General features: G+C 60.3%; 21 protein-coding genes. 14 read left to right on the top strand and 7 right to left on the bottom strand.

The genetic code is table 11. The features are described 5' to 3' along the window. Positions 1–122: 122 nt before the first annotated feature. The 3 genes from NKH91_RS22720 (at position 123) to NKH91_RS22730 (ending at position 3,307) form a co-directional block, all read left to right on the top strand. The gene (locus NKH91_RS22720; RefSeq protein ID WP_352479198.1) at positions 123–296 is read left to right on the top strand and encodes a hypothetical protein; all 174 of its coding nucleotides are present in this window, start codon (positions 123–125) and stop codon (positions 294–296) included. 347 nt (positions 297–643) lie between these two features. After that, positions 644–1,102 (top strand): (2Fe-2S)-binding protein, encoded by a 459-nt coding sequence (locus NKH91_RS22725; RefSeq protein ID WP_352467057.1) that lies wholly within the window; start codon positions 644–646, stop codon positions 1,100–1,102. Between the two features lie 3 nt (positions 1,103–1,105). Then, positions 1,106–3,307 (top strand): xanthine dehydrogenase family protein molybdopterin-binding subunit, encoded by a 2,202-nt coding sequence (locus NKH91_RS22730; RefSeq protein ID WP_352517222.1) that lies wholly within the window; start codon positions 1,106–1,108, stop codon positions 3,305–3,307. 659 nt (positions 3,308–3,966) lie between these two features. Here NKH91_RS22730 and NKH91_RS22735 read toward each other — a convergent pair. Continuing rightward, the gene (locus NKH91_RS22735; RefSeq protein WP_352639326.1) at positions 3,967–4,242 is read right to left on the bottom strand and encodes a hypothetical protein; all 276 of its coding nucleotides are present in this window, start codon (positions 4,240–4,242) and stop codon (positions 3,967–3,969) included. Positions 4,243–4,441: 199 nt separating this feature from the next. Continuing rightward, positions 4,442–4,879, bottom strand: a complete 438-nt coding sequence (locus NKH91_RS22740; protein ID WP_352951004.1) for a helix-turn-helix domain-containing protein — start codon at positions 4,877–4,879, stop codon at positions 4,442–4,444. 123 nt (positions 4,880–5,002) lie between these two features. Between NKH91_RS22740 and NKH91_RS22745 the strand changes: the two genes are divergently transcribed. The 6 genes from NKH91_RS22745 (at position 5,003) to NKH91_RS22770 (ending at position 9,491) form a co-directional block, all read left to right on the top strand. Further along, entirely contained in the window at positions 5,003–6,103 is a 1,101-nt protein-coding gene (locus NKH91_RS22745) for an aldehyde dehydrogenase family protein (protein WP_352885418.1), read from the top strand. Next, positions 6,100–6,870, top strand: coding sequence for a type 1 glutamine amidotransferase domain-containing protein (locus NKH91_RS22750; RefSeq protein WP_352844761.1), 771 nt, complete (start codon positions 6,100–6,102; stop codon positions 6,868–6,870). Before NKH91_RS22745 ends, NKH91_RS22750 begins: the two co-directional genes overlap by 4 nt. Before the next feature lie 144 nt (positions 6,871–7,014). Continuing rightward, complete coding sequence (locus NKH91_RS22755) at positions 7,015–7,359, top strand: hypothetical protein (protein WP_023718579.1); 345 nt, start codon at positions 7,015–7,017, stop codon at positions 7,357–7,359. 75 nt (positions 7,360–7,434) lie between these two features. Continuing rightward, positions 7,435–8,229 (top strand): helix-turn-helix domain-containing protein, encoded by a 795-nt coding sequence (locus tag NKH91_RS22760; RefSeq protein ID WP_352639352.1) that lies wholly within the window; start codon positions 7,435–7,437, stop codon positions 8,227–8,229. Between the two features lie 46 nt (positions 8,230–8,275). After that, the gene (locus NKH91_RS22765; RefSeq protein ID WP_352844760.1) at positions 8,276–8,491 is read left to right on the top strand and encodes a YdeI/OmpD-associated family protein; all 216 of its coding nucleotides are present in this window, start codon (positions 8,276–8,278) and stop codon (positions 8,489–8,491) included. Between the two features lie 184 nt (positions 8,492–8,675). Further along, a complete protein-coding gene (locus tag NKH91_RS22770; protein ID WP_352844758.1) occupies positions 8,676–9,491 on the top strand; it encodes an MBL fold metallo-hydrolase in 816 nt (271 codons plus the stop codon). 82 nt (positions 9,492–9,573) lie between these two features. Here NKH91_RS22770 and NKH91_RS32410 read toward each other — a convergent pair whose 3' ends face one another. Both NKH91_RS32410 and NKH91_RS22775 read right to left on the bottom strand, forming a co-directional pair. Continuing rightward, positions 9,574–9,675 (bottom strand): DUF2274 domain-containing protein, encoded by a 102-nt coding sequence (locus NKH91_RS32410; RefSeq protein WP_156948055.1) that lies wholly within the window; start codon positions 9,673–9,675, stop codon positions 9,574–9,576. 98 nt (positions 9,676–9,773) lie between these two features. Then, positions 9,774–10,643 (bottom strand): LysR family transcriptional regulator, encoded by an 870-nt coding sequence (locus NKH91_RS22775; protein WP_352589419.1) that lies wholly within the window; start codon positions 10,641–10,643, stop codon positions 9,774–9,776. A 235-nt stretch (positions 10,644–10,878) separates the two neighbouring features. Between NKH91_RS22775 and NKH91_RS22780 the strand changes: the two genes are divergently transcribed. Together NKH91_RS22780 and NKH91_RS22785 are read left to right on the top strand one after the other, a co-directional pair. Beyond that, entirely contained in the window at positions 10,879–11,034 is a 156-nt protein-coding gene (locus NKH91_RS22780; RefSeq protein WP_352844757.1) for a YjiS-like domain-containing protein, read from the top strand. 10 nt (positions 11,035–11,044) lie between these two features. Continuing rightward, positions 11,045–12,028 (top strand): aldo/keto reductase, encoded by a 984-nt coding sequence (locus NKH91_RS22785; RefSeq protein ID WP_352885417.1) that lies wholly within the window; start codon positions 11,045–11,047, stop codon positions 12,026–12,028. 167 nt (positions 12,029–12,195) lie between these two features. On the opposite strand, the gene NKH91_RS22790 is transcribed toward NKH91_RS22785, so the two are convergent. The 3 genes from NKH91_RS22790 to NKH91_RS22800 form a co-directional block, all read right to left on the bottom strand. Further along, on the bottom strand, positions 12,196–14,445 hold the full coding sequence (locus tag NKH91_RS22790; protein WP_352844754.1) for a calcium-binding protein: 2,250 nt from the start codon (positions 14,443–14,445) through the stop codon (positions 12,196–12,198). Positions 14,446–14,826: 381 nt separating this feature from the next. Beyond that, positions 14,827–15,936 carry an acyltransferase family protein gene (locus tag NKH91_RS22795; protein WP_352844753.1) on the bottom strand — a complete coding sequence of 370 codons (1,110 nt, stop codon included), beginning with the start codon at positions 15,934–15,936 and terminating at the stop codon, positions 14,827–14,829. Between the two features lie 64 nt (positions 15,937–16,000). Next, on the bottom strand, positions 16,001–16,849 hold the full coding sequence (locus tag NKH91_RS22800; protein ID WP_352484582.1) for a class I SAM-dependent methyltransferase: 849 nt from the start codon (positions 16,847–16,849) through the stop codon (positions 16,001–16,003). Positions 16,850–17,277: 428 nt separating this feature from the next. Here NKH91_RS22800 and NKH91_RS22805 point away from each other — a divergent pair, with 428 nt between their 5' ends. The 3 genes from NKH91_RS22805 to NKH91_RS22815 all read left to right on the top strand — a co-directional run bounded on the left by NKH91_RS22805 (position 17,278) and on the right by NKH91_RS22815 (position 19,870). After that, complete coding sequence (locus tag NKH91_RS22805; protein WP_023718570.1) at positions 17,278–17,988, top strand: AAA family ATPase; 711 nt, start codon at positions 17,278–17,280, stop codon at positions 17,986–17,988. 89 nt (positions 17,989–18,077) lie between these two features. Then, the gene (locus tag NKH91_RS22810; RefSeq protein WP_352844751.1) at positions 18,078–19,358 is read left to right on the top strand and encodes a hypothetical protein; all 1,281 of its coding nucleotides are present in this window, start codon (positions 18,078–18,080) and stop codon (positions 19,356–19,358) included. A gap of 278 nt (positions 19,359–19,636) precedes the next feature. Further along, positions 19,637–19,870, top strand: coding sequence for a Trm112 family protein (locus NKH91_RS22815; protein WP_352844750.1), 234 nt, complete (start codon positions 19,637–19,639; stop codon positions 19,868–19,870). The last annotated feature ends 289 nt before the right edge of the window (positions 19,871–20,159 follow it).

The following is a 20,159-nucleotide window of genomic DNA, read 5'->3' on the forward strand; positions in this document are numbered from 1 at the left end:
TCTAGCGCGAAATGCAGCGTCTGTGACTCATCGGTCATTGCAGCGGGAAATCATGACCCTAAGCCGCCCTTCATCAGCCCACCAGCGCCCAGAAGAAGGCGAAGATCCGTCACAATGCCTACCTGTACCAAGGCTTCAAGCAGTTCACCGCGAATGTGAAGACCGCCAGCCATTGCTTCTTCATTTTCGGCCATTCGCTCGCTACGAATGACGACCACATCCTTAACCGCATAGCGCGTGGCAAGTTTCTGGCATCTATGGTGAACCAGCATCCGCGGATAACCAGCGGATCATGAACCACGCGAACGAGCTAGCGGTGCAGCGCAACGAAAAACCGCCGCTTGATGTCGTCTTTTATGATGCTGCTACAGTTCATGTCTGGGGTTTAGGCTTAGAAGCGGAATGACTGCCAACCAGGTCATCGAGCCGGAAACTGACCGGCCGGTCGGCCCAAAAATGACATTCAGTTGCCTCCAGCCTTTCGACACGAGCCACTTCACGATCTCGCGATTGCCAGCTAGCGGCTTGTTGCTCGAGCTGCGCGATCCTAGTCTGTGGTCGCTATGCCTCAGCAAGAAGAGTCCGGTTCCTAGCCGGGCGGAGGCGCAACGAGATAGCCAGCTCAGGACAAGGAGAGCAAGCCATGGTCGCTTTTACCCTCAATGGCGAGGCGCGAACACTCGACGTCGATCCAGAGATGCCGCTGCTCTGGGCGATCCGTGACGGCATCGGACTCACAGGAACGAAATTCGGTTGCGGCCTTGCCCAGTGCGGCGCTTGCACGGTTCACGTTAACGGCATGCCGACGCGCTCGTGCCAGACCGCAGTCGGCGACATCGAAGGAGCCTCGATCACCACCATTGAGGGCGTGTCGGGCAAGATCGGCGAAACGGTCCAGGCCGTGTGGGCCGAGTTCGACGTACCTCAATGCGGCTATTGCCAGTCTGGCCAGATCATGTCGGCCGTGGCCCTCCTGACAGAGACGCCGAAGCCGACGGACGATGATATTGATTCGGCGATGAGCGGCAATCTCTGCCGCTGCGCCACCTATCATCGCATCCGCGCGGCCATCCACGAGACCGCCAACCGGCTGGAGACTTGAGGCATGTTGCAGTTTCTCCCGAAGCATAATGCCGTGGGGCCCACGCGCCGCCAGTTCCTCCTCGGCACGGCCGTCACCACCGCGGGCCTCGCCGTGGGCTACCGGCTAATGATGGCCGCGCCCGCCAACGCACAAACGACGCCTGCAGCGGTCCAGGCGAACCCCTTCCAAACCTATGTCGAGATCACACCGGAGAACCGAATCGTCATCCACTCGTCGCAGTTCGAGATGGGACAAGGCTCCTATTTCGGCATCGCCACCCTGGTTATGGAAGAGCTCGACGGCGCCTGGGCGCAGGTCCACGTGGTCGGCGGATATGGCAATACCGCGCTCTACGGCAATCTCGCCTGGGGCGGGGCCGCGCAGGGAACCGGTGGCTCCACGTCGATGAGCTCGTCGTGGGAGCGCTACCGCAAGGCGGGTGCTGCCGCACGGGCCATGCTGGTGGCGGCCGCGGCGCAGCGGTGGGACGTGCCAGCCGGCGAGATCACAGTGGCTTCCGGGGTCGTGTCGCACGCCTCAGGGATGCAGGCGCGCTTCGGTGACCTGGCTGAAGCCGCAGCGGGAATGCCGGTTCCCGACGACGTGCCGCTAAAGCCGCGCGACAAGTGGGCCCAGATCGGATCGGACAGCCTCAAGCGCTACGATTCCGCCGGCAAGACCAATGGCGCGCAGACCTACACGATCGACCTCAAGATGGATGGACTCAATACGGCCGTTATGATCCATCCGCCGAAGTTCGGCGCTGAGATCGAGAGCTTCGACGCCTCCAAGGCCAAGGCACTCGACGGCATTGTCGATGTCGTCCAGACGCCGCGCGGCATTGCCGTGGTCGGCAGGGACATGTGGACGGCGCTCAAGGGCCGCGATCTCGTGGAGGTGACCTGGAACGAAGAGAAGGCCGAAAGGCGCGGCACGGCCGAGATCATGGCCGAATACACTAAGGCAGCAGACGATCCGGGCGCGGCCACCGCGCGCGACGACGGTAACACTCCCGCAGCGTTGGCCAGTGCTGAGAAAGTCATCCAAGGGCACTACGAATTCCCCTATCTTGTCCATGCTTCGATCGAGCCACTCAACGCGGCCGCCCGAATCAACGAAGACGGCACCATCGACGTCTGGGGCGGACACCAGATGCCCGACCTTTATCAGGCGGCTGCCGCTCAAGTAGGCGGCACCACGCCGGACAAGGTGAGGCTGCACGTGATGAAGACCGGCGGCAGCTTCGGCCGCCGAGCGGTCTCGGACGCAGATCTCATTATCGAAGCTGTTTCCACAGCGCGTGCACTGGGACCCGGCAAGCCAGTGAAGGTGCAGTGGACCCGCGAGAACGACATGCGGGGTGGGCGGTACCGGCCGGCCTATGTGCACGCAGTCAAGGCGGGGCTCGACAAGGAAGGCAATGTCGTCGCTCTCCATGACCACATCGTGGGCCAATCGATCGCGGGCGGTTCGCCCTTTGCGGCGATGATCGAGAACGGCATCGATCCGACCTCCGTGGAGGGCGCCACCAACCTGCCCTATGCGATCCCGAACCTGAAGGTCGAGCTGACCACCACGGACGTGAACATCCCAGTGCTGTGGTGGCGTTCGGTAGGCTCCACCCACACCGCTTACGCAATGGAAACCCTGATTGATGAGCTCGCCGCCGCTGCGAACCGTGATCCGGTCGACTTCCGCTTGTCGATGCTCGGTCACCATTCACGGCATGCCGGCGTGCTGAAATTGGCTGCTGAGAAGGCAGGCTGGGACAAGCCTCTGCCGGAAGGCCATTTCCGCGGCGTGGCCCTGCATGAAAGCCTCTCGACCTATGTCGCCGAGGTGGTGGAGATCACCTTCAACGATGGAAATGATTTCAAAGTCGACCGCGTCGTCTGCGCGGTAGATTGCGGCACCGCGATAAATCCTGACCAGATCCGCGCTCAGATGGAGGGCGGTATCGGCTTCGGGCTAGGCGCGATCCTCCAGGAGGAGCTGACCCTGACGGGCGGTGTCGTAGACCAAGAGAACTACGACACCTATATGCCGCTCAGGATCGAGCAGATGCCGCGCGTCGAGGTGCACATTGTGCCGTCCGACGAGCCGCCCACGGGCGTTGGCGAGCCGGGTGTGCCGCCGATCGGCCCGGCCGTCGCCAACGCGCTACGGGCGGCGACGGGCAAGACGATCCGCAAGCTGCCGATCATAAAGAACTTGTCAGCATAGCCGGGAATGACACCATGAAAACGGCCGGATGAAGATCGCGGTCGTAGGTCGTTTTTGAGCGCCTCCTGACAGGCGATCACCTCCATTCGCAATTTCCGGCGGCTGCCCGGTCCAATATCCGGTTTAGAGACGGTAACCCGTGTTCTGAACGACCGCAGACGGTCGTTGGTGCTGGTAGCACTAAAGAACCGCTTTCGAGACGCAAACGCCGCACGCAAATGTCTCGAAAGGGTCACGCTAGAGACTTTGTACCACCTAGTTGCATGTCTGCTATCGCTTTCTGGGCGCGAGAAGCGGCCGGTCCTCTGACGGCCCCATAACAGGACATTGATGTCTTCGCGCTGAGCGTCAGCAGTTGGCGCTACCGCGACCCTTCTCAGGAAGGCTGCACACCGACGCGATCTTCCTTTCGCCTTGCGCAAACCTCCCTTCCGAGTGAGGCGTTCAGTGCGTCGGCTTGGTGGACTGAGGCACTTCTGAGTGGGACAACAACATTGAAAAACATTGGAAAAGATTTGAATGCTCTGAAGTCCCACTGATCTCTTACCAATTGATTTTTATGGCTTTCGGAATACCCTCCGGGCCCACCAAAGTCCATAATGGTGCCGACACGCTCGTCGTCGCGCCAGATCACCTCATTGCCGATCAGAATTGGCGCGCTATCGGCGCCGCCAAGAGAGAACTGAAGCAGGCGCGAGCGCGGCGCCTTGCCTCGCTGGGGCCTCCACGATATGGCGCCCTATGAAATCGTCTGGCTTGCTCCAACCGACAGCCAAGCCCAGGCCGGCCTCGATCGGGGTGTCCTCGGCGCCGATATCGATGCCCATAAGACGATAACCGCGCTCCAAGCGGCATGCGGCGACGGCATGAAGGCCGGCATAGCGGAGAGCGAATTGGTCGCCTGCCGATACGAGCAAGTCGTGCAGTAGCCGCACATCTCACATGGCCCTATACGTGGATTCCCCTCTGCGAGAGGCAGGGTCTCGGGATCCAATGCGGCAATGCGCTCCAGCGAGGGCAGCGCCAGAGCCGTCCCCGCGATGTCCTGGACAATTCCTCCCAGATCGCGAATTCGCCCTTCCCGATCCAGCAGTCCGGGACGTTCGGCGCCGGCAGGCCCGTAGCGAAGCAGTTTCATGCATGTGTCTCGATTGTCACTCGTTTCTTACTGGAAATCGCTTGCCGCATTGCGCGGCGGTACTGCTTCGGCGCTACGCCGGTTTGCTGGCGGAAGAATCGTGAAAAATTCCCTTGGGCATCGAAGCCCAGATCGCCGGCTAGCCGGGTGAGGTTCGTTCCTTGCTGTCTCATGATCGAAATAGCGTGCTCGATGCGCAAGGTGTTCCAGTACGTACCTGGTGTGAGATCCATGTGGTCGCGGAACATCGAAAAGAAACGGGCCCGCGACATCCCGGCGTGGCGAGCGATCTCGTTAAGCGAATGCTCGCGGGCGATATCGGCCTGCATCAAGCGGATGGCCTTTGACAGGCGAAAATCGAGCGGGGGCCTTCCGTCGGCACTGTCTCGTCCGCCCTTCGCGGCGCCAAGCAAGCCGAGCAGCAGTGCTTCCATACGTGCGTCGATCTGGAGACCGTTGCCGCCGGCGAGGTCGCGCCCAATCCCGGCGGCAAGGGCCTGGCTTGTCCGGTCGAGCTTCAGTTCGACCGTCGTAAAACGGCTCGTCGGATCGGCGCAATGGACGGCGCCTATCGTACCAGCTACGAACCAAATATCAGGATCCTGACGCGGCGTGAGCCGCTCGGCGTGGTCGCTGCGATCACCCCGTTCAATTTTCCCCTCGCGCTGTCCTGTTCGAAGATCGCGCCGGCACTCGCGGCGGGTAACACGGTCGTTCACAAGCCTGCGACCGACGCGCCCCTGACGGCCCTCGCCTTGGCGCAAGTCATCCTCGACGCAGGCGTGCCGCCAGGCGTCTACAATCTCGTCACCGGCCCAGGCGGCACCATCGGCGACGCGCTGGTCAACGATGCCCGCGTCGACAAGATCGCCTTCACCGGGTCGACCGCCGTTGGCCAGGGCATCATGCGCAACGGTGCCGGGACGATGAAACACCTGACCATGGAGCTCGGCGGCAAGAGTCCCAATATCGTTTTCGCCGATGCCGATATCGATGCCGCGATACAGGCAGCCTTCTGGGGCATCTTCTGGAACAAGGGCGAAGTCTGCGTGGCCGGATCGCGCCTGCTGGTCGAACGCGCCTGCTATGACGAGGTCGTCGAGCAGCTGAGCGCCATGGCGAAGTCGGCGACGCTCGGCGATCCGCTGGACCCTGCGACGATGATCGGGCCGATCGCGTCGCGCGGCGAGTATGACAAGGTCTTGAGCTATATCGAAGAGGGCAAGCGCACCGCGCGACTGACCGCGGGCGGCGGCACCCGCCAGGTCAACGGCAAGGGCCTTTTCGTCGAGCCGACTATCTTCGCCGGTGCGACCAACGACCTAAGGATATCGCGCGAAGAGATTTTCGGCCCCGTCCTGCCGGTGATTCCATTCGACAGCGAGGAGGACGCGATCCGGATCGCAAACGACACGAGCTACGGGCTCGCCTCGGGCATCCAGACCAGCGATCTCGGCCGCGCCTTGCGGCTCGCCGACCGGATCAAGGCAGGCACGGTCTGGCTGAACTGCTGGCACAAGTACCATCCTAATGCGCCGTTCGGAGGCTTCAAGATGAGCGGCTATGGCCGCGAGCAGGGCCGCGAGGCGTGGGAAAGCTACACCCAATACAAGACGATCTGGGCGAATCTTGGCGAACCAGTCGAGATGGCGCGATGAGCGTGCGTGATCCCAACCCACTCGACCCGCTGCATCCAAAGCGGGTCGCGATGGTCCTTTCAAACCCGGCTGTATCAACCACCACAGGCTGGCCGGTCGGGTTTTGGTGGAGCGAGTTAACTCATCCCTGGCTCGCCTTCACGGAGCGCGGATACGAAGTCGCGATCTTCTCGCCTGAGGGCGGCAAATGCGAGGCGGATGCGTTGAGCGACCCGCGTGATCCGTCCGGCTATTCGGATACGGATCTGATCTCGCTCGGTTTCCTGTCGACGCCGAAACTGGCGGCGCTGGTGGAGACGACCCGGCCCATCGTAGAGCTGTCGTTCGACGCGTTCGACGCGATCGTCGTCGCTGGCGGCCAGGCGCCGATGTTCACCTTCCAAGGCGCGACTGAGTTGCAGCGGCTGTTCGTCGCCTTTTTTGCGGCCGGCAAGGTCGCGGCCGCCTTGTGTCATGGCGTCGCGCTGCTGCGCTACGCGCGCCTCTCAACCGGCGAGCTGCTGGCCAAAGGGCGCACTGTCACAGGTTTCGCCAATGTCGAGGAAGACTTCGCCGATAATGCCGTCTGGGAGATGGGCGCGCTGCCGCACGGTACGCATCTGATGCCATGGCGGATCGAGGATGAGATGCGTGCGCTCGGCGCGAACTATATTCAGGCCGGGCTGTGGCGCGATTTTGCCGTGCGCGACGGCAATTTGATCACCGGCCAGCAGAACTTCTCCGGAGCGGCGACCGCCCGTCTTGTCATCGAGGCGCTCGGTGGCTGAGGACCAAAGGCCGCTCCTGTGGGTGAACTTCGGGAGTCAAACTCGCGGTCAGGACAGCGATGCCAAACGACATCGGCCCAATAGATTCGGGGCCCGTCCAAGAACTCCACTTCAAACAACCACTATCAGCAGCGAGGATGAACCATGGCCGTAGTGACGACACTTGATATTGCCGGCCTGACGGCCGAAGATTATAGCCGCATCCTCGATCGGATCGGCGTGGAGAAACGGCCCGCTGGCGGCATCTACCAGCACATCGCGCATGCCACCGACGATGGCTATCGCATCATCGAGATATGGGACGACAAGGCAGGCCTGGAACTCTTCTTGCAGGACACATTGTTTCCCGCCGCACAGGAACTGCAAATTCAGCGTGAAATGACCATTATGACCCAGACACTGCACAACATCTTTGTGCCCCGGATCGGTGACCTGACTGCCCTGGCAAATGATGCCCCTGGTGGACCAGTCAAACGGGCAAAAGTGTAGGCGTCAAGGATCGAGGATGCGGCGATCGATCATCGAAGTCCTGGAGGAACTTGCGTCCGGACGCCCGGTACAACGATGGTGACCGCGGCAAGTGCAAAGAGGTTGTTCTTTCCTGCCGGCGACTATCGCCATGCACCGGCCGGAGTCGTTCAGCTGCGTGTGATTCGCAGCGGTTCATCCTATGCAGAGATCGATCTTGGCCGCGGGCTGCGGCGCGTCTTCACGCGCCCCGGTGATCTGCTGCTCAGTCTTCCCGAGCGGGCCACGCGGTTCAAGATCGAGGAGCCGCGAGAGCTGACGATGATCACCGTTGACTCCGCGCTGGCGTCAAGGCTCCTGGTATCCGCAGCCGGGACCCTTGAGGACCTGGTGATCCTGACCGATCGACCGATACGCGATTCGCTGGTGGCCGAGTTGTGCCGACGCCTCGAAGGCGACCCGCCAGCCAATGCCATCGTCCGTGAATGGACGCTGGGCCTGATTTTCGTGAACCTGCTCCGTCTCGGGCATGCACGCCAGCGGCGGCAGAAATCTCCGCTCCTGACCTCGCAGCGGTTCGACCGGATCCTCGCTGCGATTGACGGCGATCTGGAAAAGGGGGTCTCGATCGACCATCTTGCCGGAATCTCGGGAATGCCACGACGCGCCTTCACCGCCGCCTTTCGCGAGGCGACGCAATTGCCGGTACATCAATTCATTTTACGCCGCCGCGTTGATCGCGCGGTCGAGCTTTTGGAAAATAGCGATCTGCCGCTGGCCGAGATTGCTCAACATGCGGGTTTCACTCACCAGGCCCATATGAATCGCGTCGTGACCCGATTGAAAGGGCTGTCGCCAGGCCGGCTGCGGTCTCGCAGGCGCGAGGGCTGACTTGTGATCTATTCCATCATCAGAATTCGAATAGCGGAGACGTGATTTGCTGAAACGTCCGTTGGCTAAAATGCCCGACAGTTTGCGTGCAGAGCTCGAGGCCGCAAATCTGATGCCTGCTTTCAAGCAACGGCCTCCCTATCAGCGCAATGATTACTTGCACTGGATCGCGCGCGCCCGTCACCCGGAAACACGCCGAAAGCGCATAAATCAGATGATTGACGAGCTTACGAAGGGAGGAATCTACATGGGCATGCAATAAGAGCTGGCATCGCCACGAAGCTAGCAGGTCGGTCAACGATCATTTTCCAATCCGTCGCTTATCGAGATCTGATGCTTTCCGGATTGATCTTCACCGGTTTCCCCACGACTTTGCGTAGAGGGTGCAGAGAGCCAATAGTGACAATCGAACCTATCCTCCATTTTCGTTTGCGGCAGGTGGCCTTATGATCGTGACATCGCAAAGCAGCAACGTGCTTGGCAGCACGTCGGGAAGGTGGCGCGTCTGGTCGCTCTCGGACGGTTACATCGAGATGCCGGCGGACCTTCTGCGGGATCCGCAGGATAATCCGGTGCCGCAAGCTGCGCAGGCAGGGGCGCTTCGCCTGTCTGTCAATTGCTTCGCCCTTGCAGGTCCAGGCGTTGACGGCGTTCTTATCGACAGCGGAGGAGGGGGCTGGGCCCCGACAGTGGGGCGTCTTGAGCAGGCCATGGCGGAAGCCAGGATTGACCCGGCTTCGATCACGGTCTTGGCGCTCACCCACGCCCATCAGGATCATGTGCACGGACTTTTGACCCCCGACGGCCGAGCGCTCTTTCCAAACTTGAAGGCGATCGTAATTCCCGAGGCGGCTGTGGAGAGCTTTTTCGCTTACGCGCACCTTGCGCAGTTCCGGCCCCTGCTGAAGCCCGTCCAGAATGGCGACCAGGTGGGTGAGCGATTGAGGGCGGTCGCCCTGCCCGGTCATGCTGCCGGCCATACCGGCTACGCGTTCGACGCGGACGAGGACCGTTTCCTATTCTTCGGGGACATCGTTCATGTGCCGGCCTTGCAGTTCGGCAATCCCGCGTTCAGTTGGGGCTATGACGACGATCAGCTGACCGCGCGCGCAACCCGCCTAAAGGTTTTCAGTGACGCGGCCGAGGCGGGGACGTGGATCGCCGGCGCGCACCTTGGCTGGCCGGGCATCGGTCGCGTGGTGCGTAAGGGCGAAGCATACGGCTATGAGCCGGCTCGAGCGATGCCGCCGCGTTCAAAGTGATACCGCATCTTTCCCGTCGCGCTGTGCCTTGGCTAAACCTCGATCCCTGGCCATGAAATGCTCTATCACGGAGGAATGCGCTTTATGGGACGGGAGACGTGTTTGCCTGGCTCCAGCGCAGGACTTCAGCATAAGTGACCAACGCCCGATGCACCGCCGCCGAAAGCTCTTGCGTCACCTTCATTTTGGCACACGAAAAGATCAATTAAATCAACGGCAGCGGCATCTCGTCCGGCCCACCAAAGTATTCTTGATCCACTGCGGCCAATCGACACCTGAGGCTTACCGGAACGGCGTCTCGCCACGAAACAGCGGCTGGTGCGCCCGCATCAAGGCGACAATCCGGTCGGCGACTTTTCGTACCGGCGGCGAGTGACGTTCCTCGTGATGGGTGACGATCCATTGGTCGGTTTCGAGTTCGGGGATAGGCTGAGCGACGCGAACCAGCCGCGGATCACTGTCACCGACGAAGCACGGAAAGATCGAAAGGCCGGCGCCGGCGGCTACCAGTTCGCGCACCGAATGGGTGTTGTTGCCGCGAACGGCGATGCGGTCGCCGTGGTGGGCTTGCAGCCAGCGCGCCGAGGCAATGTTTGCCCCTTCGCCGGTGACGCCGACGAACAATCCGGCGGCGATGCCGTTGATCAGGTGGCGTCCGGAATAAATGGCGTGGGCGACCTTGCCGCTCAGACGGCCGGCCAGCCACTGCTCGGTCGGGCGCTCGCTGCGGATGCCGATGTCGGCGGCGCGGCGGCCGATGTCGACCCGGTCGGTGGTGGTGACGAGTTCCACCCTTATGCCATCATCGACCGTCCAGATCTCGCCGATATGGGCGGAAACGAAGGCCGAGGTCCATGGCCCAGCCGAGACGCGGACAATGCGGTCGGGCAGGTTTCCCTCGCGCCAGCGGGTCAGCGACTGCATTGCTGCCTCGACGTCTTCGGCGCGCCGCAGCAGTTCTTCCCCGACCGGGGTCAGCCGGTAGCCGGTCTGCTGGCGCACGAACAGCGGTTCGCCAATCTGCTTTTCGAGCGCGGTGACGCGTCGTCCAAGGGTGGCTGCGCTGAGGCGCGTGGTTCCCGTCGCTGCGCTCAAGCCACCCAGCCGCGCAACGTCGAGAAACAACCTCAGATCGTCCCAGCCAATATCCATTTTGCAGAAATGAAAAACTCCTTGCGACCGTGGCTGTAGCGCGAAGCGGGCATCGCGCGCAAGTATGCAGGAATTGGAGGCGTTGGATAATCTTGCCTGACGGGACAGGGATAAGCGCCTCGGCTGGCCAAGAAGCGAGCGCCATCTTTTCGATCGAGCATGCGATTCGCGCAGATGCTTTGCGCTTTCGATCAACCCAGGCGCGCGGGCATTCTGCGCGCCAAAGGAGACGACCATGTTGTATGAACTTCGATACCGTTTCACCCGCTGGATTGCCTATCGCCAGACGCTTGCGAGCTTGAGGCAGGCCCCGGACAGCACACTGGTGGATGCTGGCATTTCCCGCGATGAGATCCGCGAGCGTGCCCGCCATGCCAGCCTGCTTCATTGAGGAAACGGGCATGGAGATGATGGAGCTTTGGGATGGCCGATCGGTGCCGCGCATCGGGATCGGCACCTGGGCAGCGGGGGGTGCCGCGCGCTGGCGCGACACGGCGACAATCTATGGCAAGGTCGACGATATCAGGTCGCAAGCCGCGCTGGCGATGGCCTATGACATCGGCGCGCGGGTGTTCGACACGGCTGCCGCCTATGGCGCCGGCAATGCCGAACTAATCCTCGGGCGGGCGTTGAAGGGTAAGGACGAAGCCGTCATCGTCACCAAGGTCGGCTATTTCGGCGATCCCGAAACGCGCAAGATCGCTCCCGAGGATGCCTCTGCCGCGGCGATCCGGACATCGATCGACAATTCGCGGCAGCGCCTGCAGCGCGATTTTATCGACGTCGTGCTGCTACACATCAACGAATATCCGATCGAACGCGCCGGCGAGGTGTTCGATACGCTCGGCCTGTTGCGCCAGGAGGGCAAGATAGGCGGCTTCGGCTGGAGCACCGATCACTGCGAACGGCTTGCGGCCTACGCGCCGCGCGAGGGTTTCGTCGCCGTAGAGAACGACTTCAATGTGTTTACCCCGGCGAACGAGCTGATGGCCGTTGCGGCGCGCGAGCACCTCGTCTCGTTCAGCCGGCTGCCGCTGGCAATGGGACTGCTCACCGGCAAATACACGCCGGCCATGAGGCTGCCCACCGATGACGTGCGCGGCGGGAATGCCGATTGGATGGTGTTTTTCAGGGATGGCGCCGCCAACCCGCAGTATCTGTCAAGGCTCTCGGCAATGCGCGACCTGCTCACCTCGGGCGGACGCACGCTTGCGCAGGGTGCGCTCGGCTGGATCCTCGCCAAGTCGGCAATCGCCTTGCCGGTTCCCGGCTTCACGCGGCCCGAGCAGGTCGCGGACAATCTCGGTGCGCTGGAAAGAGGGCCGCTGCCGGCAGCGGTGATGGCCGAGATCGACGCCGTGCTGAAAATTGCCGAGACCGCTTAGTGTTGCGAATCCGAAATTCGCATTGGTGATGATGCCGACCAACTTCGATCTCTCCGATGTCCGCCGGTATCTTATCTTCCCTTGGCCAAGCTTCCGTGGCGCAATTGAACAAAGACGGAGCGGCGGACCCGACTCCATTTGAAGGTCCGCCACTCCGGGTTTTCAGATCACAAAGACTGATGCTGCCACGGGAAATGGGTAGCGAGCTGCGCTTGAGCTGCGCCGCCGACTTCATCGCTGTCGATAGAGAGCGATCCGGTTGTACTGTCAAAGATGATGTGGTGGGAACCATCATCGGCGGCCGTACCAGCAGAGGAAGCATGCAATGAAAGCCCGCCCGACTTAAGCTCGGTAAGAGCGGGTTGATCGAGGTGGAGCTTGTCCTGGAGCTTGCTGAAGTCGAAGGCGTCGTTGCCTCCGTGGCCGGACATGATCTCGGCGGCGCCATTTTTTGCCTGGGCGCCGACATTTTCATCGGGCTGGACGGTCTGCGCGAACCCGTGGCGAACCAGGCTGGTTGCCGTTGTGTCGGACGGGTCGTTGGTCGGGAGAAGCTCCGAGCCGGCCGAAAGAGAATGGTTCAACGCAGCCAATATGCGGTCAACGCTGCTGCCCTCGCTTACCTTGTCGCCGGCATTATCGTGGGTGGTGTCAGTCGAACTGCCGTCGCTGGCAAGGAGGTGCGAAAGCGCGGTCTTGCTATCACTGCCATCGCTTGTGGTGGCGCCGGAAGCGGCGGTATCAGTCGAACTGCCATTGCCAGCGAGGAGGTGCGAGAGCGCGGTCTTGCCATGACTGCTATCGCTGATGGTGGCGCCGGAAGCGGTGGTATCAGTCGAACTGCCATTGCCGGCGAGGAGGTGCGAAAGCGCGGTCTTGCCATGACTGCCATCGCTGGTGGTGGTGCCCGAAGCGGCGGTAGCAGTCGAACTGCCGTCGCTGGCGAGGAAGGGCGAAAGCGCGGTCTTGCCATGACTGCCATCGCTTGTGGTGGCGCTGGAAGCGGCGGTATCAGTCGAACGGCCATTGCCGGCGAGGAGATGCGAAAGCGCGGTCTTGCTATCACTACCATCGCTTGTGGAGGCGGCGGTGTCGGTCGAACTGCTATTGCCAGCGAGGAGGTGCGAAAGCGCGGTCTTGCTATGATTGCTATCGCCGGTAGTGGTCTCGGCAGGGGCAGTCGCAGTCGAGCTGCTATCGCCGGTGATGGCCCCGGAAGGGGCGGTGGCAGTCGAGCTGCTATCGCCGGTGATGGCCCCGGAAGGGGCGGTGGCAGTCGAGGTGCTGTCGCTGGGGGTGGCCCCGGACGGGGCCGTGGCAGTCGAGGTGCTGTCGCTGGGGGTAGCCTCGGACGGGGCCGTGGCAGTCGGGGTGCCATCGCCGGTGGTGGCCTCGGCAGGGGCAGTCGAGGCGCTATCGCCGGTGGTGGCCTCGGACGGGGCCGTGGCAGTCGAGGCGCTATCGCTGGGGGTGGCCTCGGACGGGGCGGTGGCAGTCGAGGCGCTATCGCTGGGGGTGGCCTCGGACGGGGCGGTGGCAGTCGAGGCGCTATCGTTGGGGGTGGCCTCGGACGGAGCCGTGGCAGTCGAGGCGCTATCGCCGGTGGTGGCTTCGGAAGGGATGCTCGCCGTAGAACTGGGATCAGTAGCCGCGGCTTCGGAAGGAGCAGTCCCTCCAGTGTTGAGATTGTGTTCCCGGAAAACGGCCTGCAGTTCCGAAGAGCTCTCCAACGCTGTGTCGCCTCGCTGCGAACCCCAGGCGTATGCGTAGTCGAAGGCGGGTGACGGAACCAGCTTGGCCCAGTGGTCCATCATGGTTTCCATCTGGGTGGCGGTGGGCACGACATATTTGCCACCCATGTCGGTGTTATAGTCGCCACCTCCAAACGTCTGGTAGCCTGGAATGATCTGGCTCGTCGGGATGCCCGATGCCTGAGCGGCGGCGACGAATTTGTCGATCATGTTGTAGTCGACCGCGCCATCCGTGCGGACAGGATAGACATCCACGCCGTAGTAATCGATACCCGTACTGGCGGGATTGTAGGTGTTCGAAAAATCTGGATTCGCCGACGTCCCCAGGCTCATCATCGTGATATAGGTCTTGGCATCCGGCACATTGGAATGAATCCAGTCGGATTCTGCCTTCAGATTTGCGGCAGAGGCGTAGGTACCCCATTGGCCGGTGGGATCCGGCTCGTCAACCAGGAAGAATCCGAACAGCTTTGGATTACCGATGAAGGGCGTGACCTTGTCGACAAAGGAGGAGGTTACTCCGTCGGTTTCGTTCAGATAGACCATGCCTTTCATACCGTCCGGCAGCGCATTGAGTTGGTCAACGGATGAAACGTCAGCCAGATTGAATCCGGCTTGAGCAATTTCCGTGCCCGATCCACCTGACGTGTAATGCAGAGTTGTCATCCAATATTCCTTTTTCTGTTTCGACAGCGCCCTACCTACAGACTGCGTATATTAGCGCCAAATCACATACCGGCACCCCGTGAGAGAAACTTTGATCGTAAGTTGATACACACAGTGCGACCTTCTCCCCGATAAGCCCTTCGATGCGGTGCCAGGTCGCAAGAGAGTCTTGCGCCATGTGCCGGACCTGGCGTGCGCTATTTGGAGTGCGCTTCGCTGCTCTTGAAGCCTCGTCATGCGGGGTGCTGGGGAATCGGCTGAGCCGTCAATGAAACCGGAAGCGGGACACATCCAGGGTGCCGTACAGCGTGCCAAGCCCGGATACCCCGGTGTTTCGCGATTAACGCGAATCTTTCTGGGACACCCGCCGAGCGCCTCTGATCACGATGTTCGTGCGGACGAGGTTGGCCGGATTGGCTGCGAGGCTGGTGCAAGGCGATATATCCCAGACACCAGAGCGCGAACGAGCGGCTTGCGTACCGGCGTCTCGATGAAGCGCCAGACGAGAAAAGAGGCAAGAAGAGTCCCGGCAAAGACAACGAAGAATGCGGCGTTCTTTCCGACATGCGGCGCCAGCGCGTTAAGCGAGATGTAGCCAATATACTGATGCAAAAGATACAGCGGATAAGTCAATCCTCCGAGCATCATGACAACCTTGGATGGAGCAATCACCGAGCGGAGCAGTATCGCGCCAGAGAAGACTCCGTAGATCACTATATTGGCGGCGAGGAGAGCAGGATACGAAATGGCAGCGCCAAAGTGCTCATGCATCCAGTTGTGAGAGAAGATTATGGTCTGGCAAGACACCAGGAATGCGACGGCAAGAAGCAGGAACGCAGCCGGCGAACGGCCCCTTGCAACGATGTCTTCCGCGAGGATGCCGGCGGCAAACAAAGGCGCATAGTTTGTAATAAAGAGAATGCGTATCACCGTGTTCTCAAAGAAGAACTCGTTGCTTGCCGAAATTGCGAGCCAGATGGCAGCGATAGGTATTTTCCAGCGCTGAAAGGCACCCGCAAAAATCAGCACTGCAACCCAGCCGTAGAACAGGATCTCGAGCATGATCGACCAGTAGGCCCCATCCATGGATGGTCTGCCGAAGAGGCGGGCGAACATAGAGAGATTGGCTACATAGGTCGCAATATCGGTCGGAAAACGCTGGTCTTTGGCGACGACGAGAACAACAAAAGTTGCGGTCATGCAGACGAGGAATCCGGGATAAAGCCGGGCGAAGCGGGCGACCGCGAATTCCTGCCAGGTTCGACCTTCGGCCGACCACGCGATGACGAAACCGCTGATCAGGAAAAACAGATTGACGCCGAGATAGCCATAGATGGCGTAAGGTGCTGCGGCAGGATATTCCACATCGAGACTTCCGGCGATCGCGCCGCCAAAAAGATAGTGATAGAGCACGACCGCGAGGGCTGCGGCCAAGCGCAGCAGGTCGAGTGATGCCATGCGCGCCGGAATGGCCTTGCCTGCCGGTTCCACAGCCACCTCCCGTCGCCGTTTCAGCTTTTGACACCCATCAGCGGCTTGATCCGCAATGCCAGTGCTAACGCAAAGGCTGCAAACCGGCGGCAGGCCACGCCTTTACCTTCTCAAGTACGAACAGCTGCTCGCAGGACAGGAACCGGAGGACGCTGAAAGAGCGTACCAGTTCGAGCCCCGCCTCTGCGAAATCCTGTCGTGCAACGTTAAGATTGACGGGATGAGGCGCCGACAGCCTTCCGGTGATTATCTTCCGCAGCCTTAGTCGCATTCTCTGGAGGCGGGTGCCAACGCCGTAGGATACGATCAGACGGCGGCTGGCAACGCGCGCGAGCTCCATGATAATGTCGCGCCTGAGATGTGGCGGGATAAGATGGATGAGGCGAAGACAGACCACCGTGTCAAAGCTTTCGTCGGCGAACGGCAGTTGCGTCACGTCACATCGGATGAATCCCCGAAATCCGGGCTGACCTTCATATGCTGACTTAGCCAGGGCCATCATTTCCATTGAAATGTCTGCAGCCAGCACCTGACAATCATGCCGGCCCAGCACGCCAGCCAGCTTCCCGGTTCCGCATGGGATATCGAGCACCTGGGATGGAGGCGGGCTGCACCTCTCCAGCGCCTTGGCGATGCAGCGCTGCTCCCGTCGCGCAATGACGTAGGATGCAATTGTAGACAGCTTCAAGCGGCCTGCATATCCGTCCAGGTACCAGCTCGCAAAGCTCGGATCCTGATATCTCTGCTTTGTTGGGAGATCATAGGCCGCGGCCGCGACTTCGGCGTCGTAACTAGTAGGCATAGCGGCCGTAGCCCCTGCTGACGGATATGACTTGAGGTCCTCGCTCATCTGCCCGCTTTCATACGATTTCTCCTGAGATGGAATCGAAGATTTTTTGTCCAACATATTCATTGGATGCCCCACCAAGCTGTTCTATTGGCGATAGAGGCGGCAAAAGATCAGTTCTGGGTGGGTCCATCGCAGAGGTAAGGTTTCCAGATGGCTGGGTATCTCGCATCCCCCGAACGGATGAGACATGCCGAACTTATGACTACTGAGCCCCGTGGAGGTGCGCTGGGGCATTGGGCTACTGCACAGCCCTGTCGGGGACGGAACGGCAAACGGATGGAAGGCAATCGGGAAGGATAGTGACCGAAACGCACTCCTTCCGTTCACGATTATGGCCTTCGTCGATATCCTAACGTGACCACACCGTCATTCATACGGATGGCGCGAATTCCTGGCTCGTCGGCTAGACATCCCGGGAAGAGATGGGCGTTCGCTTCAGCAAATGGACATAACATCACTGCCGGAAGGCTTCCCTCAGTCTGGATTGAAAGATGATCTTGGAGCTATTTGGGCCGTCCGGTGCTGGTAAGACGACGTTGGCGTGCGAACTGGTGCACGTTCTGCGAGCTCAGGGCTACTCTGTTGTTTTGCAGACCGGCGACCGTCGACACCCGGTTAGAAGAGCCGCCTTCAAACTAGTCTCCGGCTTGCATTCAAAGTGGATTGGACAGCGTTCTCTCGGTGCAGAAGTGCTTAAGATCCTTCCACCCAAGAATGAGCTGTGGGCGGCTCGTCTGAACTGGCATCTTGAAGCTCTTCTACAAGCCTGGCGCGCGGCAATAGCGTCCAAGGACACGATCTCAATTTTTGACCAGGGTATGGTGCAATTCGTGTGCTCGCTGGTTTTGTTCAGCGGCATAACGGATCGTGAAAGGGTGTCGTGCGCCCTCGAGCTTCTACCCAAACCGGACCTGCTTGTCCGATTGCAGGCGCCACGAGAGATTCTAGAGGCGCGGTTGAGGGAACGCCGGCGTAATCTCGGCATCATTCAGAAGTTCCTCGAAGTTGATCTGCAGAGCAGTCTTGATCATATCGACCACGTTAATCTTATCGAGGAACAACTTGGATCGTTCCCGGTACCGACAACTTGCGTTGAAAGCTTAGATTCAGACGGGCTCGCTGCCGCCACCGAAATAATAGCGCGTGGAGTAATTGACAAGTTTGGCGCGGCGCGGGCGAAATTTAAAAGGGTTGAAGCTTAGAGAGATACGGTTTTGAAGCGTCGAGAAGAAGATATCCAATAAAAACGGAAATCGAACTATTGAGACGGAACCGCGTGAGTTGACACGACATGCGCTTTTTTCGCTACCAAATTGTCTTGGCGTTGACGCTAGCTGCCAGCGCGACATCCATAGATCTGCGCGGAGCGGTGAGTGAAGAGGATGTGGCATCGACAAAGTTCGTCGCGCCGGTGGCCATGGACCTGCCTGATTACCTGCACCCGGCGAAGGATGCGGCATTTGGCACAACTTTCACGCGAATAACCAAACCCGGAATCCTCGGCGCCGGCGTCGCATGCGGGAGCAAATATTGCAGCCACCGCTATTCGAGCGCTCAGGCCTGGAATTCGGATCAGAGCCTTCTTGTCATCAGCAACGGCTGCGGCGGCTTATGCTTCCTGGATGGGCGCACCTACGCTCCGCTTTTTCGCCGTGTTCGATCGATCGAATGCGAATGGCACCCTCGCGATCCCGACCTGATGATCTGCGTCGGTGGTCGGAAAATCTCGACGTGGGCGCCACGCACCAATCATGAGGAGGTCCTGTTTGTTTCGACTGACAGTAGCGATCTCCAGTTCGGCCCTTATAAAGGGAATCCGAGCCGTGACGGCAGCCGTATTGCCGTGCGCGCGGTTCGCGGGGACGGCAAAGCGGTCGTCTTTGCCTACGATCTCAAACGGAGGCGGAAGTTTCCGGAAATCGATCTCGCACAGCTTGTCGGGACCAACAGCGCCTGCTCAATTTCGCCGCTAGGCGTCAACATCTTATGCATTCAGTACCTAAAAGACGAAACTGAACAGACGTTCATCTTTTCGGTTGACGGCGTTCTGCGCCAAAAATGGACCGAGCATCATCGGCCTGGCCATGGGGACATGACGGTCGATGCCGACGGCAGCGAAATCTATGTGGGGATCAGTAAATCCGATCCGGACATATTCCAGGTGATCAAGCGAAGGCTGTCAGATGGGAAAGTCACCTCGCTGATGAGATATGGCGAAGCACAGCATGCATCGCTCAGGTCACTGGACAGGCCGGGTTGGGTGTTCCTTAGCTATTCCGGCGACCCGGACGAAGTATCGAAATATCCGAATTGGGCGCCGTATGCGCGGGAAGTCATCGCGCTGCGCATCGACGGCAGCGGAGAGGTTCGACGTATTGTGCAGACGAAGAACGCTCCATTCGACTACTGGAGTGAGACCCACGCCTCGCCGTCCCCAGACGGTTCACAGGTGGTCTGGTCAAGCAATTGGGGAGTACCCGGCGGTCCGGTTTACGATTTCGTCGCCCGTATTGACTGGCCGGAACGGTCAAACACTGGCTCGAGAGCATTAACCGCGAGCGGTCTTCAATAACGAAACCTTCCGGTCACCTATCACGGTTGTCTCCGATCGTGCTTACCCATTGTGCGTTCAACACCTCACCTCCAACTTCGCCGCCACGCAGCTCCGTTCAATGTCAATTCATTCAAACGGACGACGACAGGTGGCCAAGCCTGCACCTACCGTGAAAGTGCAGTTTGCAAGGCTTATGACACTTGCCGGAACTCTACGATTTACAGAAATGACTCGAACGTCGGGTGATGGCTTTTGTGCGAAAGACGCTCGCGTCGGAGCCGAGAAAGGAATAGCAGATGGATGCGGATAGGCGAGCCGAAGAGAATGCCTCTTTCAATCCTGAGTTGTTGAAACGGTTAGTATGCCCAGTGACCAAAGGCTCACTTGCCTGGGATGGGGATCGCGACGAACTCGTATCGAAGAGCGCAGGACTTGCCTACCCGGTACGCGACGGCATTCCGATCCTGCTAGCATCGGAGGCACGGACGATCATCTCCCGCGTGGTCAAACTTCGCGCATCCAGAGGATGAGCTAGCCGCGCAAATTAGGCGGCATTCCGACGGCAACCAGCACCAAGACAGGAAAGTGCCGCGGAGCGCGAGCCGTTTGTCAACGGACCACTCCGTGCTCGGGCATCTGGGCAGTGCCGACCTTTTTGATGCAACGCGCGGCTACCTGAACCGGCTGGGCACGGCGATCCGTTTCCGGGACACGGTGTGTGTCATTCAAACAGACGAGGACAGTGGCAAGGCCTGCCCCTACCGTGATCTTGGGCGTGATGGGTAACGAAACCAACACTATGAAAGCAAATTCAACGGC

Source organism: Mesorhizobium sp. M0894 (assembly GCF_040319725.1).
Taxonomy (GTDB): Bacteria; Pseudomonadota; Alphaproteobacteria; order Rhizobiales; family Rhizobiaceae; genus Mesorhizobium.